The following is a 14,543-nucleotide window of genomic DNA, read 5'->3' as shown; positions in this document are numbered from 1 at the left end:
GGATCACAAATGAGTTTTGTTATATTATAACAATATTTCCCAAGCGCAACGCTTGGCTAGAAAGAATCATACTGTTTGACGCTCAGTTCTAAGGCGAGCTAACAGTGTTGCGTGAAGAACAATGGGATGAAAATGGAAGAAAACAGGTAAAATGATGAACATATAGCCCCCTATCTACCGCTGAAGATCACCTCTAAAAAAAGCAAAGCAAAGCAAAGCAAAGCAAGTTGAGGCTGTCCCTTTTTGAACCACTTGCCAAGTAAGAGTGAGAATAAATGGGTTCGTGTTGAACACTAAGAAATGCGTTCCAACATCCTATTCCGTTTTACCAAGTCATAGTCTTCAATAAAGCGATACCCTGCTTTGAGTCCGCATTCATAATCAAAAAGCAGGTCATCCTTACTGCTGAGTAGTGAGCTCGAGCGAAGAGGGGCATCCGGTGTAATTTGAATGATAAAGGTGTCGTCAGGTGGCTTAGCAAGAAAATCACGGGTTAAAGAGTACGTTTGGTAATGTACCATCAACATATCGGCCAGCCCTGAATCAAAATTGTCGCCAATCAGATGACTAAGGCGGTAGATGTTATCGGCACCAAATAACCAACGCCCACCATTTAACAAACGAAATTTGTGATCAGGTATCGCCTGGGAATCGGCAATTTGCTGTTGAAAGAACAAGCTCCAATCTTCGCGCCAACGGCTCACCCTATCCTGCCATTTTAACTGTACATTACCGAATGAATTACGAAACCAATCCGCCTCTCTCGGTTTCATCTCTGTTAGATTAATCGGCGTCGTATTGTCAGTTGCACTAAACGGTTCAGTTCGGATAACCACAATAGAGCGCGCATTGCGTCGCCATGGCTCCTGCACCGGCACGGACGCCGATACGCCACCGTCCACATACTCGGTGCCATTTATCATTACAGGGTGTGCGTATAGCTTCGGAATAGCACACGTTGCCAACATGGTGTCATGCCATAACGGACCAAACATCGGTAAATAACGGTCAGTTAATGTCGATGTTTCCGTCACCGAAGCATACGCGTGTCGTTCACCCAATATGGATTCACCAAGATCAAGATCCAACTTATAAGGATAAGAGCGAATTTTATCCAACGCCCATTCCAAACCCAGATATTGCTTCTGCCGAATGTAACCAAATAAGTTAAAAAACTCAGAATCCGTGGTGAGATCGAGTATGAATGCTTTTCCTAGTCCATGCTGACGACACAAGTAAGCACACAAATTCAATGCGCCAGCAGACGTACCATAGAACTCATTAAAGGGATCGAAGTCAGAGAGGATGAAAGCGTCCAATACGCCGGCAGTAAAAATTCCTCTTTGGCCACCGCCTTGGGCAACCAAAGATGTTTTCCCTTGTTGATATTTCGCATACCGATCTTTGTCAAGATTGGTGTAACTGTTCGTGACAATACCACTGTTTATTGCCATCGGCGTTACCTAAATTTAAGCGGCAGTGATCGCAATTAAACCAAAAGAGAGTAGAACAGCAAAGACAGTTGCTGTGATGATTAAGGCTGATTTTAATTCTTGTTCCATAAGAAACTTCCATTTGCAACAAAGTAGTAACATCAGTATGGGGGATGTATGGCAATTGTCTAAACTTGTCATGCAAAATTGACGTGAACATCACAAATAAACAGTTGGCGAAAAAGGACTTTATTATGTTAAAACGATTTTCTCTCCTGAGTTGTATCCTACTACTTCATGTTTCGTCTCCGGCAATAGCAAATCAAATTATGGTTACGCCATTTCTCGGCTATACAATCGGTGGGGCCGTTGAAGATGAAAATCAAAAAAGCTTCGACCTCAACCCATCGGCCACCTATGCTATCGCTTTAGAAACCCCACTTGATAAAGGCAGAGTTGGCTTGTTCTACTCATATCAAAACTCAGAAGTGGATGTCATCAAACATGAGTACGGTTTCCACTATTTACACCTTCAAAGTAGTGTTTACTACCCGACAGACTCAGGATTGAATAGTTACCTAGGATTAGGCCTTGGTGCTTCTTACGCTGATGTCGATTGGGCAAATGATAAAGTCGGATTTTCAGCCAGCATTTTCGGTGGTATTGAGTACCCAATAACAAGTAACTTGTCTGTTTCAGCGCAAGTCCGCTGGCTTGGCACGGTGGTTGATAACAATTCAAGTGCTGCCTGTGTGGTACCAACAACTGGTCAAAACTGTGTCATTCAGTTTGAAACCGATTGGGTAAACCAATTTCAATCTAATTTAGGATTAACCTTCAAGTTTTAACATTAATACAACAAAAATATTCTAGTGGGCGGATAAAAATCAGTTATACGCCCTAAAAACTTTAAAAAGTAACATCCCCCAGCGATATCCTACAGACCAAAACATTCCACTAAAAACTCAACAAAACACCATCACTTAACTTTGCATATACCGCTAGAATCCAAATAAAAACAAAAAACAAATCCATATTTAACAATTACATTCTATTGCTTAACGCAAAATAAATCGCTACTCTCCATCACACGCGACAGTTGAATATTTCAACCAGCGCAAACACACATCAAACAAATTGGGTTTTAATTCTAAACTTTCTCTCTTGATTCGACATAAAAACTAACAATGACATTAACATTAGGTTAATTGCTCAAATACAGTATGAGAGACCGTTTTTCATACATATTCGTCACTCAAAGAGAAAAGCTTCATTCCTCAGGGAGTCGTAAAGGAGTTTATTATGAAGCGAGAACAATGGGGATCCCGCGCGGGATTCATTTTAGCGGCCGTCGGTTCAGCGATCGGTTTAGGCAATATTTGGCGTTTCCCATATATGGCTTACGAGAACGGTGGCGGTGCATTTTTTATTCCTTACCTTTTTGCTATGGTCACCGCGGGCATTCCCTTTATGATCCTAGAGTTCAGTATGGGACAAAAATATCGCGGCTCAGCACCAGCAACCTTAGGTAAAATCCACCCTAAGTTTGAATGGTTGGGTTGGTTCCAAGTTGGCGTAGCGGCCGTTATTGCGGTGTACTACGTCGCCGTTATTGGCTGGGCAATCTCCTACTTTGGGATGTCATTTACACAAAGTTGGGGAAGTGATACCAACGCCTTTTTCTTCAGTGAATATCTGGCGCTGGGCGATAACTCACCAACCAATCTAGGCGACATCCAATGGAAAATTGCTTTGGCGATGCTGATTGCATGGGGGATCACCTATGCCGCTATCATCGGCGGCGTAAAATCCGGTATTGAGCGTGCATCAAAAATCATGATGCCGATTCTATTCATCATGGTACTGCTGTTGATTGGCCGTATGATCTTCTTACCTGGCGCATTGGATGGTGTGAACTACATGTTCGAACCAGACTTTAGCAAGATTTGGGATGTTAAAGTATGGGCCGCTGCATATGGGCAGATCTTCTTTACCCTCAGTATCGGTTTTGCCATCATGCTGGCGTATTCAAGCTATCTACCTGAAAAATCGGACATCACGAACAACGCTTTCATGACCGTATTAATCAACTGCGGTTTCTCGATTCTTGCAGGCATTATGATTTTCTCGGTACTGGGCTATATGGCACAAGAGCAGGGAAAACCGATCACAGAAGTGGTGTCTGCTGGTGTGGGCCTTGCATTTGTTACGATCCCAGCGGCCATTAACTTGCTACCTATTCCATACATCCTTGGACCATTGTTCTTCTTAGCGTTGGTGGTAGCAGGTCTAAGCTCGCATATTTCAATTATGGAAGCGGTGACTTCTGCACTGATTGACAAACTAAACTGGAGCCGTAAAAAAGCGGCTACGATTGTTATCGGTAGTGGACTGGTTGTCTCTATGGCATTTGCAACCAATGGTGGTTTGTTACTGCTCGATCTCGTTGATCACTTTGCAAACAACGTCGGTATCATGGTCGGAGGTTTGGTTGAAATCGTACTTATGGCATGGCTGCTTAACAAAGTGGCCGATGTTCGCGAATACGTGAACAAGATTTCTGATTTCACGATTGGCACTTGGTTCGATGTTTGCTTGAAATTTATTACCCCAGCCGTTCTTGCTGTGATTCTTGCTACCAAGCTGATGACACTGTTTACCGAAGGCTACGGTGGTTATGACTTAACGCTTGGCTGGGCAATTATCGCAGCACTGTTTGTTATGGGCTTTGTTATCAACGCAACAAATCGTAAGGAAGCATAATTATGGCAACGAGCGCAATTATTATGATGCTGATTGGCCTAGGAATTACCTGGGGTGGTGCTGCCATTTGTATTAAACGTGCGATGGACAAACAATAACTTGTCTCTTGTTCCTCGAGACTACGGCACATAAAAGAAAACCGGCTTAAGCCGGTTTTCTTGTCTTCTAAAACTGATATTTAATGCCTACCGCACCGCCAAGCTGCAGTTCTGCACCTTTGTATAAACTGAGCTCTGGTTGTATTTGACCATACAGGTCCCACCCGTGAGTGAGATCCCAATTGAGTCCCAACGGTACGCGAAAGCCAAAGTCATCATTCCACTCAGCCCAACCACCTATGCCAACATACCAAGTCACAGGGATATCTTGATTAAACGTGCCTTTTTTGGCGAGGTAATCAAATGCTAAACCATCATTACCAATCACCCCTCGGTATTGCTGATTCAATTCAATCACGACACTTAACTGCTGGTCCACTGCCATACCGACCGCAAGGTCGGTCTTTTGTTCTGCAGCTAGAGTAGCGAAAGGAAATAAACAAAGAGAAGCCACTAACCACTTTTTCATCTAAACGTCCTATTAATAAAAAACAAAAGCTGTAAACATCGCCACAGCTCAGGTTTTGCGTTGCTCTGTAATATCAGTGATGCAATTTTGTCCGCATAGCCATATCGCCATGTCAGCCAACGGTTAGCCCTACGATAATTCGTTGCAAATGAGGTGGTGAAGATTTGAGCCGGATGGCAAAAAGGAGGCCTGAGCCTCCTTTTGTCAATCAATGAGTGTTAGGGATTAACCGTGGTTACGGATCCACTCATCCATTTCAGTTTTTAGGTTGTCAGATTTAGTACCGAAGATAGCTTGAACACCACCAGCAACGACAACAACACCGGCTGCACCTAGCTTTTTCAATTTATCTTGGTCTACCGCTGCTGTATCAGCAACAGCCACACGTAGACGAGTGATACATGCATCTAGACCTGTGATGTTTGCTTTACCGCCGAATGCAGCAACCAGCTCACCAGCAAGGTCTGAACCAGAAGTCGCTGTTGCTTCTTCCGTTTCATCTTCACGACCTGGAGTCTTAAGATCCATCGCTTGAATAACGAAGCGGAATACTACGTAGTAGATAGCTGCGTAGATTAGACCAACACCAATCATTAGAACCATCTTCTGTGCGTTACCAGATAGAACTAGGAAGTCGATCAGACCGTGAGAGAATGAAGTGCCGTGTACAAAACCTAGAGTGTTAGCAACAACGTATGCAGAACCCGCTAGTAGAGCGTGGATACCGTATAGAACAGGAGCAACGAATAGGAATGAGAATTCAATTGGCTCAGTAATACCGGTTAGGAATGAAGTCAAAGCTGCTGACGCCATGATACCCATTACTTTCGCGCGGTTCTCTGGCTTAGCACAGTGTGCGATAGCGATCGCTGCTGCTGGTAGACCAAACATCTTGAACATGTAACCACCGGCTAGCTGACCGAAGCCATTGCCCGCAGCACGAGAAGCTTCATCTGCAACTAGGTAACACGTTAGAACACCATTTTGAGCTTCGCCTGCAGCGTTCACACAGCTACCCGCTTCAAAGAAGAATGGTACGTTCCACACGTGGTGCAGACCGAATGGGATAAGAGAACGTTCAACAATACCGTAGATACCGAACGCAACTTGTGGGTTCTGATGAGCAGCCCAATCAGAGAAAGAAGCAATAGCACCACCGATTGGAGGCCATACGATGGATAGTAGAATACCAAGAGCGATAGCGGTGAAACCCGTGATGATTGGCACAGCACGTTTACCTGCAAAGAAGCCTAGGTACTCTGGTAGTTGAATCTTGAAGAAACGGTTGAATGCCCAAGCAGCAACACCACCGACTAGGATACCGCCAAGAACACCTGTGTCGATTTTATCAACGCCCATTACGCCAGCCATAACTGCAAGTGTTGCTGTCATGATGCCGTAACCAACGATCGCAGCCAGACCTGCTACGCCGTCATTGTTGGTAAAGCCAAGTGCCACACCTACAGCAAACAGTAGTGCCATTTGACCAAATACAGAACCACCCGCCTGCTCCATCAGATTTGATACGATATCTGGAATGAAGCTAAGGTCGGCAGCGCCCACACCTAGTAGAATACCTGCAACTGGTAAAACTGATACTGGTAGCATCAGCGCCTTACCCACTTTTTGCAGGTTAGCAAAAAGGTTTTTAAACATGTTTATGCTCCTGATTAATTTATAAGTATTTTGGGTTCTAACGGCACACCCCCGTAGCCTAAATGTTAGCACCCAATGAAAATGTAACCACATGTTGCATTATATTTTCTGCCTCTAAATATATCTTGATGCCCCTCAAACTTTCTACAGAGTTACGAAAATTAGTTTCAAAACAAGTCACGGATCACACACAAATAAGCCTATCAATAGGCTCACATCAGATCATATATCATTGTTTTATATGGGTTATTTTAATAACACTATTAATTTCGATGGGTAAATAAAATTGATTGCAATGTTATTTTTAGTAACAAAATTACATTTGATTAAATTTCGACAATTTCAATCAACAGATTTAGTTAACAAGAAAAATTAATTTACTTTATGGGGTTAAAAATAAAAAAAGAGAGCATTTGCTCTCTTTTTAATCAATATTTCTTTTTCTATCGCAAAAAAAGATTTTTAAAGTTTTGGGTGGTTTTTTCACCAACGCTTGCCAAGGAAATGTTTTTAAGCTGTGCGATATATGCAGCAACTTCGATAACATAGGCAGGTTGATTCTCTTTGCCCCTATGAGGTACAGGTGCCAAGTACGGGGAGTCCGTTTCAATCAACAACCGTTCCAAAGGAATGTGTTTTACAACCTCTTTAAGCTCCGTTGCTTGTCTGAACGTGACAATCCCCGAGATAGAGATGTAAAAACCGAGTGCCATTGCCGCTTCAGCAAAAGCAAGATCTTCGGTAAAACAGTGAATCACGCCACCGCATTTGTCTGCCCCCCCATTGCGAAGAATGGCTAAGGTATCTTCTCTCGCTTGCCTCGTATGGATAATCAGTGGCTTATTCAGCTCAACCGCGAGTGCAACTTGCTGTTCAAAACGTTCACGCTGCAAGGCTTGCGTCTCTGGCTTATAGTGATAATCAAGACCCGTTTCACCAATAGCCACAACTTTAGAATGCGAGGCATAGGCTTTCATTTTGTCGAAGCAAAAGGGACTTTCCACGTCTAATGGGTGCACTCCACAAGAGGCGTGTACGTTGTCAAAAGGCTCAATGAGCTCAAGCATTTTTGGAAAAGAATCCAATGTCACACCGACAGACAGCAATTGCTCCACATTTACCTGCTTGGCTTTGTTGATCACGTCAGCAACATCTATGTGCAGATCATCGTAATTCAATTTGTCTAGGTGACAATGAGAATCTACAAACATAATGCCTCTCTAGTTTCGATTAACCAGTTGATGATCATCAGTTCTTCGTTTAAACCCGAAAACTGATGTAACTGTTGATTTAATTGATTGAGTTTTACCATTGAGGTTTGTAATCCGCTCAAAGGCAGTTGCCCTAGCGCTTGACTACCTTGCAATGTTTCTTCATTTTGCAAGCCAAAATGAACCTTCTGCGCATCAGAAAGCAGTAACCACAACCACGAGAGATTACGTAACGTCGCGGCTTGAATTGTCTGACACAGTGACACGTAGTCGGAATCCGCCTGAATTAAGAAATCCACAAACTGTCTTTCGAGTTTTTCATAGTGTTGAAACTCTGATTCTTTTGCCATGTGCATTGCCGTCACGGGCGAGTAATGAGCCAATTTCAGAAAGGACTCATTCACGCTGACCCCTTGTTGCTGCAACCATTGCATTGACTCCGAGACCGCAGGAGGCGTTATGTTCCACTGTTGACAACGGCTGATGATAGTGGGCAACAACCTTTTCTTATCGTGGCAAATCAACATAAATAGGCAGCTACCAGACGGCTCTTCCAATGTTTTTAACAACGCATTGGAAGCCGATTCGTTCATCGCCTCCGCAGGTTCGATAACAAACAAACGATATCCGCCCATTTGAGAGGATTCTTGTGCCTGACGGTTACATTGGCGTATCTGCTCAACCGTAATTGCCTTGCCTTCTTTCTCAGCCCTAATGAAATGAAGATCAGGATGGTTTTGCGACTTTAACAGCTCGCAACTATGGCAAAAGCCACACCCCTCATCAGGGTAAGTCTTACACAGCAAAGCCGCCGAAAACTTTTCGATAAGCTCGTCAACACCGAGCTCAACGTCAGATTGCAACAAGATGGCACCAGGTAACCGCTGTGCCGACATGGCGGACTGCAGCCCTTGCCATGTCGATGCTAACCAAGGATAGTGTGTCAAAACCTTAATCCTGTAACTGTTCTAGCCAAAGGTTGAGCGCAGATCGAATGTCGTTCGCGACCTGCTCAATGCTTTGCTCTGCGTTAATCGTAACGATAGACGCATCGCTCTTCGCTAACTCCAAATAACGCTGACGTGTTCTTTCGAAAAAGCTGATGTCCATTTTTTCGATGCGATCGAGCTCTCCACGCCCTCTCGCTCGCTCCAAGCCCACTTTAGGATCGATATCCATATACAGAGTAAAGGCTGGCTTAAACTCTCCTAATACAGTGTCACGCAGATTTTTCATTAGTGTTGCATCAATTTGACGACCACCGCCTTGGTACGCTTGGGAAGAGAGATCATGACGATCACCCACCACCCACTTTCCTTCGTGTAGCGCAGGCTTAATGACATTCTCAACTAACTGAACTCGTGCAGCGTAGAGCAGTAGCAGCTCCGTCATGTCGTGCAAATGCTCGCCAGGATGCTCTTCCTTCACCAGAGCTCGCATCTTTTCCGCCAAAGGTGTGCCACCCGGTTCGCGCGTTTGTGCAATCTCATTAATCCCTGCTTGGCGTAATGTGTCCAAAACCGTTTGAATTGCCGTGCTTTTCCCAGCGCCTTCTAAACCTTCAATGACGATAAATTTTGCTTGCTTCATCTTTTCTTCAATTCCCGCAGATATGCTCTTACTGCTCTATTATGTTCAGCTAATGTTTTTGAGAACACATGCCCACCTTTACCGCTAGCGACAAAGTAAAGATAGCTGCTGTCCTCTGGATTTAATGCGGCAGCGATAGAGGCTTCTCCCGCCATCGCAATCGGCGTCGGTGGCAATCCGTTAATCACGTAAGTATTGTATGGCGTTGGCGTGCGCAGATCTTTCTTGCGAATGTTGCCATCGTAGGCCTCTCCCATGCCATAGATCACCGTAGGGTCCGTTTGCAAGCGCATTCGCTTATTTAAGCGGTTCACAAATACAGACGCAACTCGCTCTCTTTCTTCATCAATCGCGGTTTCTTTCTCAATAATGGAAGCTAAAATTAGCGCTTCATAACTGTTTTTTAGCGGCAACTTATCTTGACGCTGCTGCCAATGTTTATCCAGCACTCGATTTAACTTCTCATGTGCACGTTTGAGTAACTCAACATCAGAGGTGCCGTAGGTATAGTGATAGGTTTCCGCAAGAAAAAGGCCTTCAAGCTTTTCATAGGGAATCTCCAGTCGCTTGGCCATTTCTGCTTCGCTCAAACCTGCCAATTCATGAACCAAATAAGGGTCTTGTGCCATCTGCACCATCCATTCTTGGAAACGACTTCCCTCGACAAATGTGATGGTAAATTGATGTTCTTTGCCAAGATTGAACACTTCCAACGCTTGATAAAGCGACATCTCTGATTGGATTTGGTAAGTACCTGCTTTAATTCGATTAATTTCTGGGTAGAGTTTTGGAATTAAGCGCGCCAGAGGTGTGGGTTCCTCAATCCAGCCTTTCTCTGTCAGTATGGCCAATGTGCGGCCAAAACCACTTCCTGAAGGAATGGTGATGATCTCACTGCCCTCGAGTTTGAGCGGTTGGTTAACGTAGGTTTTGGTTTGTGAATATGCCCAAAAAGTAGCAACGCCTATCATCAACGCGGCAACAAAGAGCAGCCCTATTATTTTTTTTATCACGAGTTAAAAATTCCTTGAAAATATCGTGTTGTGGCACCAATTGGGTAACGGGTTTCGAGAATCTGATTGATCGGAGCAACACCCAGTAAAGAGTTGGTCATGAATACTTCCTCAGCCGCCAATAAAGAGGACAAGTCTGCTTTGATTTCCTGACACGCTATCGCACGACGTTGTGCTTCGCCCATCACCAAGCGACGCATCACACCAGATACCCCACTTAAAGTGAGATCGGGAGTAAAAAGTACACCATTCTTAACCCAAAAAAGATTGGCTATTGTAGTTTCAATCACATGGTTTTGCACATTAAACGTCACCCCATCTTGGTACCCCAACGCATCGAGCTCCCCTTTGCAAAGAACTTGCTCAAGACGATTATTATGCTTGTGTCCTGCAAGAATAGGATTGATACCGAGTGGTGTTTGACACACACCGAGCTCTACACCATGTTGTTGCCATTGGGAATAATGAACAGGATAGGAAAAACTCGAGATGGTAACATTTGGCGTAGCAACACCACTGGGACTGTAACCGCGACCGCCTTCTCCGCGGCTAATGTGCAATTTCAACCCACCTCGTGCATCCGGTAACGCAGCCTGGTGTAGCCACTGTTCAACCAATGCCCAATCAGGGAGAGGAATAGAAAGAACCTGTAAGCACGCTTCCATACGTTCAATATGTAATGGCCAATGCTCGATTTGGCCATTCAATGTTTTCATGGTGGTAAAGCAGCCATCACCATACTGGAATGATCGGTCTGAGAGAGAAACTTCCGTTGCTACAACGCCATTGACCCAATACATGCTATCTATATCCCAATAAAAACAAAACGGCTTAATGCTAAGCATCAAGCCGTTTAAATACAAGTTTCAGAAACCTAAATGAGTGTTAGATTTTCTTAAATACGAGTGAGCCGTTTGTTCCACCGAAGCCGAATGAGTTACAGATCGCGTATTCCATATCCACTTTCTTCGCAGTATGTGGAACAAGATCGATATCCAAACCTTCTTCTGGATTATCCAGGTTAATGGTTGGTGGAACGATCTGATCAACCAACGACAACACGGTAATGATCGCTTCAACAGAGCCTGCAGCACCAAGTAGGTGGCCGGTCATAGATTTTGTTGAAGATACTTTAACTTGTTTTGCGCCCTCTTCACCAAGAGCACGTTTTACGCCTTTAATTTCAGCCACATCGCCTGCTGGTGTTGATGTACCGTGAGCGTTCACATAACCCACTTGTGTACCAACAATACCTGCGTCACGCATTGCCGCTTCCATCGCTAGAGCGCCACCAGAGCCGTCTTCGCTTGGTGAAGTCATGTGATAAGCATCACCCGACATACCAAAGCCAACCAGCTCAGCGTAAATTTTTGCGCCACGTGCTTTTGCATGTTCGTACTCTTCAAGTACCATGATGCCAGCACCATCGCCTAATACGAAACCATCGCGATCTTTATCCCAAGGACGAGACGCTTTTTGTGGTTCATCGTTACGAGTAGAAAGAGCTTTCGCCGCACCAAAGCCAGCCATACCAAGCGGTGTGGATGCTTTCTCTGCACCACCAGCAACCATAGCGTCAGCATCGCCGTAAGCGATCATTCGCGCTGCATGGCCGATGTTATGCAAGCCAGTAGTACATGCCGTAGAAATCGCGATGTTTGGACCGCGCATACCACGCATGATAGATAGATTACCTGCAACCATGTTTACAATGGTTGAAGGAACGAAGAATGGGCTAACTTTACGTGGGCCTTTTTCAACTAAAGCGGTGTGGCCTGCTTCAATAAGATCTAGACCGCCGATACCAGAGCCGATCGCAACACCAACGCGGTGTGCGTTTTCATCCGTAATTTCAAGACCTGAATCGTCTAAAGCCTGAATACCTGCTGCAATGCCGTACTGGATAAAGAGATCCATTTTACGCGCATCTTTTTTAGACATGTATTCTTCGCAGTTGAAGTCTTTTACCAAACCGGCGAAACGGGTAGAGAAGTTAGTTGCATCGAAATGTTCGATATTGACGATACCACTTTTGCCTTCAAGCAGGGATTTCCAGGATTCTGCTACGGTGTTGCCAACCGGTGACAACATACCCATGCCAGTGACAACTACACGACGCTTGGACACGATATAATTCTCCGGGGATTGAATTTCTATGAGAGGATAGAAGAAGTTAGAAAAAACACAGGCGGTCTAGGTGACCGCCTGGGGGAGATGATTACTGAGCGTTCGCAGTTACGTAATCGATCGCAGCTTGAACAGTTGTAATCTTTTCCGCTTCTTCGTCAGGGATCTCAGTGTCGAATTCTTCTTCTAGTGCCATTACTAGTTCAACGGTGTCTAGAGAATCAGCGCCTAGGTCGTCTACGAAAGAAGCTTCGTTTTTAACTTCAGACTCATCCACACCTAGTTGTTCAACAATGATTTTCTTTACGCGTTCTTCGAGGTTGCTCATTTTTCTTTTCCTTTACAGAGTTCGCTTTATGCGATGTTTTCCGTAGTTTATTCAAACTATTAAAAGTTGCAAGACCAACTTTTCTGGTCAAACCACAATTTACGCGATTTTAACCGATTTTCATTACATATTTGACCTAAATCATGCACAGACAGTGAACATAATTTAGACCATATACATTCCGCCGTTGACGTGCAGTGTTTCGCCAGTGATGTAAGCAGCAGCTGGCGACGCCAAAAATACCACAGCTTCCGCAATTTCACGAGGATCACCAAGACGACCTGCTGGAACATTCGCCAAAGTGGTGGCACGTTGCTCATCATTTAGAGCACGAGTCATATCCGTCTCAATGAAACCTGGCGCTACAGTATTGACCGTTACACCACGAGATGCAACTTCACGAGCCAATGATTTTGTGAAACCAATAACACCCGCTTTCGCCGCCGCGTAGTTGGCTTGGCCTGCGTTACCCATTGTGCCAACAACCGAACCAACGTTAATGATGCGGCCATCACGTTTTTTCATCATGCCACGCATCACTGCTTTAGAAAGACGGAAAATAGACGTTAGGTTAGTGTCCATAATGTCGTTCCACTCGTCGTCTTTCATACGCATAAGCAGATTATCGCGTGTGATACCTGCGTTATTAATCAAGATATCGACAGCGCCAAACTCATCATTAATTGCTTTTAGTACGCTTTCAACCGATTCAGCATCCGTCACATTCAGAGCAAAGCCTTTGCCATTTTCGCCTAGGTATTCTGAAATTGCCGTTGCCCCGTTTTCTGAAGTCGCGGTACCAATTACTGTCGCGCCGCGTGCAACCAGAGTTTCTGCGATTGCACGACCGATACCACGGCTCGCGCCCGTTACTAACGCAACTTTACCGCTTAGGTTTAATAAGTCAGTCATTTTTATTCCCTATTACTTTACAGCGTCAAGCGATGCAACATCGTTTACTGCCGCTGCGTCTAGTGATTTGACAATACGTTTTGTCAAACCTGTCAATACTTTACCAGGGCCCATTTCAAGCAATTTTTCGACACCCTGTGCACTCATTAGTTCCACACTTTCAGTCCAACGAACTGGGCTGTACAGTTGACGAACTAAGGCATCTTTGATTTTCGCTGGATCGGTTTCTGCAACCACATCCACGTTATTGATCACTGGTAGCTGTGGGGCTTTGAATTCGATAGATTCCAGTGCAACCGCGAGTTTCTCCGCTGCTGGTTTCATTAGTGCACAGTGTGAAGGCACAGAAACTGGAAGAGGAAGAGCACGTTTAGCGCCCGCTTCCTTACACAGTGCGCCCGCACGCTCTACTGCGTCTTTGCTACCTGCAATCACCACTTGGCCAGGCGAGTTAAAGTTCACTGGAGAGACCACGTCGCCTTGCGCAGCTTCTTCACAAGCTTTGGCAATCGCTTCATCATCTAGACCGATGATTGCGTACATCGCGCCAGTCCCTGCTGGTACCGCTTCTTGCATAAGTTGACCACGAAGCTCGACAAGTTTGATCGCTTCTTGAAAATCAATCACGCCTGCACACACTAATGCTGAGTATTCACCCAAGCTATGGCCTGCCAGGTTTTCTGGCTGAGCAAGACCTAACTCTTGCCACACACGCCAGAGCGCTACCGACGAAGCCAGCAATGCAGGTTGGGTACGGAACGTCTGATTCAAATCTTCCGCAGGACCGTTTTGTACCAGTGCCCATAAATCGTAGCCAAGCGCTTCTGACGCTTGTGCAAATGTTTGTTTAACGATTTCATACTGTTCGCCAAGTTCTGCCAGCATACCAACTGCTTGAGAACCTTGACCTGGAAATACGATAGCAAACTTGCTCATAGTTATT

16 protein-coding genes are annotated in these 14,543 nt (G+C 44.9%); 3 read left to right on the top strand and 13 right to left on the bottom strand.

Annotation, left to right across the window (positions count from 1 at the left end):
- Window positions 1-293: 293 nt before the first annotated feature.
- Both FC652_RS01810 and FC652_RS01805 read right to left on the bottom strand, forming a co-directional pair.
- Window positions 294-1,454: a patatin-like phospholipase family protein gene (locus FC652_RS01810; RefSeq protein WP_176297269.1), complete on the bottom strand. Its 1,161-nt coding sequence runs from the start codon at window positions 1,452-1,454 to the stop codon at window positions 294-296.
- Window positions 1,455-1,469: 15 nt separating this feature from the next.
- The gene (locus FC652_RS01805) at window positions 1,470-1,562 is read right to left on the bottom strand and encodes a YnhF family membrane protein (protein WP_176297268.1); all 93 of its coding nucleotides are present in this window, start codon (window positions 1,560-1,562) and stop codon (window positions 1,470-1,472) included.
- A 125-nt stretch (window positions 1,563-1,687) separates the two neighbouring features.
- On the opposite strand from FC652_RS01805, the gene FC652_RS01800 reads away from it, so the two are divergent.
- From FC652_RS01800 to FC652_RS01790, 3 genes are all read left to right on the top strand, one after another.
- Window positions 1,688-2,281: a porin family protein gene (locus tag FC652_RS01800; protein ID WP_176297267.1), complete on the top strand. Its 594-nt coding sequence runs from the start codon at window positions 1,688-1,690 to the stop codon at window positions 2,279-2,281.
- Between the two features lie 454 nt (window positions 2,282-2,735).
- Window positions 2,736-4,196, top strand: coding sequence for a sodium-dependent transporter (locus tag FC652_RS01795; protein WP_176297266.1), 1,461 nt, complete (start codon window positions 2,736-2,738; stop codon window positions 4,194-4,196).
- Window positions 4,197-4,198: 2 nt separating this feature from the next.
- A complete protein-coding gene (locus tag FC652_RS01790; protein WP_017422301.1) occupies window positions 4,199-4,294 on the top strand; it encodes a MetS family NSS transporter small subunit in 96 nt (31 codons plus the stop codon).
- Window positions 4,295-4,361: 67 nt separating this feature from the next.
- On the opposite strand, the gene FC652_RS01785 is transcribed toward FC652_RS01790, so the two are convergent.
- The 11 genes from FC652_RS01785 to fabD form a co-directional block, all read right to left on the bottom strand.
- Window positions 4,362-4,763 carry a hypothetical protein gene (locus FC652_RS01785; protein WP_176297265.1) on the bottom strand — a complete coding sequence of 134 codons (402 nt, stop codon included), beginning with the start codon at window positions 4,761-4,763 and terminating at the stop codon, window positions 4,362-4,364.
- A gap of 225 nt (window positions 4,764-4,988) precedes the next feature.
- A complete protein-coding gene (ptsG, locus tag FC652_RS01780) occupies window positions 4,989-6,419 on the bottom strand; it encodes a PTS glucose transporter subunit IIBC (RefSeq protein WP_176297264.1) in 1,431 nt (476 codons plus the stop codon).
- 443 nt (window positions 6,420-6,862) lie between these two features.
- The gene (locus FC652_RS01775; protein WP_176297263.1) at window positions 6,863-7,630 is read right to left on the bottom strand and encodes a TatD family hydrolase; all 768 of its coding nucleotides are present in this window, start codon (window positions 7,628-7,630) and stop codon (window positions 6,863-6,865) included.
- Entirely contained in the window at window positions 7,621-8,577 is a 957-nt protein-coding gene (locus tag FC652_RS01770; protein WP_176297262.1) for a DNA polymerase III subunit delta', read from the bottom strand. Before FC652_RS01770 ends, FC652_RS01775 begins: the two co-directional genes overlap by 10 nt.
- Window positions 8,578-8,581: 4 nt before the next feature.
- A complete protein-coding gene (gene tmk / locus FC652_RS01765) occupies window positions 8,582-9,220 on the bottom strand; it encodes a dTMP kinase (RefSeq protein ID WP_176297261.1) in 639 nt (212 codons plus the stop codon).
- Complete coding sequence (gene mltG, locus FC652_RS01760; protein WP_176297260.1) at window positions 9,217-10,233, bottom strand: endolytic transglycosylase MltG; 1,017 nt, start codon at window positions 10,231-10,233, stop codon at window positions 9,217-9,219. The genes tmk and mltG overlap by 4 nt, the downstream gene beginning before the upstream one ends.
- Complete coding sequence (gene pabC / locus FC652_RS01755) at window positions 10,230-11,033, bottom strand: aminodeoxychorismate lyase (RefSeq protein ID WP_176297259.1); 804 nt, start codon at window positions 11,031-11,033, stop codon at window positions 10,230-10,232. Before pabC ends, mltG begins: the two co-directional genes overlap by 4 nt.
- Window positions 11,034-11,118: 85 nt before the next feature.
- Window positions 11,119-12,360: a beta-ketoacyl-ACP synthase II gene (gene fabF / locus FC652_RS01750; RefSeq protein ID WP_011149969.1), complete on the bottom strand. Its 1,242-nt coding sequence runs from the start codon at window positions 12,358-12,360 to the stop codon at window positions 11,119-11,121.
- Window positions 12,361-12,451: 91 nt separating this feature from the next.
- The gene (acpP, locus tag FC652_RS01745) at window positions 12,452-12,688 is read right to left on the bottom strand and encodes an acyl carrier protein (RefSeq protein ID WP_011080818.1); all 237 of its coding nucleotides are present in this window, start codon (window positions 12,686-12,688) and stop codon (window positions 12,452-12,454) included.
- 165 nt (window positions 12,689-12,853) lie between these two features.
- Entirely contained in the window at window positions 12,854-13,600 is a 747-nt protein-coding gene (gene fabG, locus FC652_RS01740; protein WP_176297258.1) for a 3-oxoacyl-ACP reductase FabG, read from the bottom strand.
- Window positions 13,601-13,612: 12 nt separating this feature from the next.
- On the bottom strand, window positions 13,613-14,536 hold the full coding sequence (gene fabD / locus FC652_RS01735; protein WP_176297257.1) for an ACP S-malonyltransferase: 924 nt from the start codon (window positions 14,534-14,536) through the stop codon (window positions 13,613-13,615).
- Window positions 14,537-14,543 lie beyond the last annotated feature (7 nt).

Origin of the sequence: Vibrio sp. 05-20-BW147 (assembly GCF_013369385.1) — a bacterium.
GTDB classification, from domain to species: Bacteria; Pseudomonadota; Gammaproteobacteria; order Enterobacterales; family Vibrionaceae; genus Vibrio; species Vibrio floridensis.
Note: the sequence above shows the minus strand (reverse complement) of the source record. Positions and strands in the feature narration are given on the sequence as shown.

Excerpts from the sequence above, each read along its gene's own strand:
- FC652_RS01775 (WP_176297263.1), bottom strand. The coding sequence starts at position 7,630 with ATGTTTGTAGATTCTCATTGTCACCTAGACAAATTGAATTACGATGAT.
- FC652_RS01800 (WP_176297267.1), top strand. The coding sequence starts at position 1,688 with ATGTTAAAACGATTTTCTCTCCTGAGTTGTATCCTACTACTTCATGTT.
- fabD (WP_176297257.1), bottom strand. The coding sequence starts at position 14,536 with ATGAGCAAGTTTGCTATCGTATTTCCAGGTCAAGGTTCTCAAGCAGTT.
- FC652_RS01790 (WP_017422301.1), top strand. The coding sequence starts at position 4,199 with ATGGCAACGAGCGCAATTATTATGATGCTGATTGGCCTAGGAATTACC.
- FC652_RS01805 (WP_176297268.1), bottom strand. The coding sequence starts at position 1,562 with ATGGAACAAGAATTAAAATCAGCCTTAATCATCACAGCAACTGTCTTT.
- fabG (WP_176297258.1), bottom strand. The coding sequence starts at position 13,600 with ATGACTGACTTATTAAACCTAAGCGGTAAAGTTGCGTTAGTAACGGGC.
- FC652_RS01795 (WP_176297266.1), top strand. The coding sequence starts at position 2,736 with ATGAAGCGAGAACAATGGGGATCCCGCGCGGGATTCATTTTAGCGGCC.
- FC652_RS01785 (WP_176297265.1), bottom strand. The coding sequence starts at position 4,763 with ATGAAAAAGTGGTTAGTGGCTTCTCTTTGTTTATTTCCTTTCGCTACT.
- pabC (WP_176297259.1), bottom strand. The coding sequence starts at position 11,033 with ATGTATTGGGTCAATGGCGTTGTAGCAACGGAAGTTTCTCTCTCAGAC.
- acpP (WP_011080818.1), bottom strand. The coding sequence starts at position 12,688 with ATGAGCAACCTCGAAGAACGCGTAAAGAAAATCATTGTTGAACAACTA.
- ptsG (WP_176297264.1), bottom strand. The coding sequence starts at position 6,419 with ATGTTTAAAAACCTTTTTGCTAACCTGCAAAAAGTGGGTAAGGCGCTG.
- tmk (WP_176297261.1), bottom strand. The coding sequence starts at position 9,220 with ATGAAGCAAGCAAAATTTATCGTCATTGAAGGTTTAGAAGGCGCTGGG.
- FC652_RS01810 (WP_176297269.1), bottom strand. The coding sequence starts at position 1,454 with ATGGCAATAAACAGTGGTATTGTCACGAACAGTTACACCAATCTTGAC.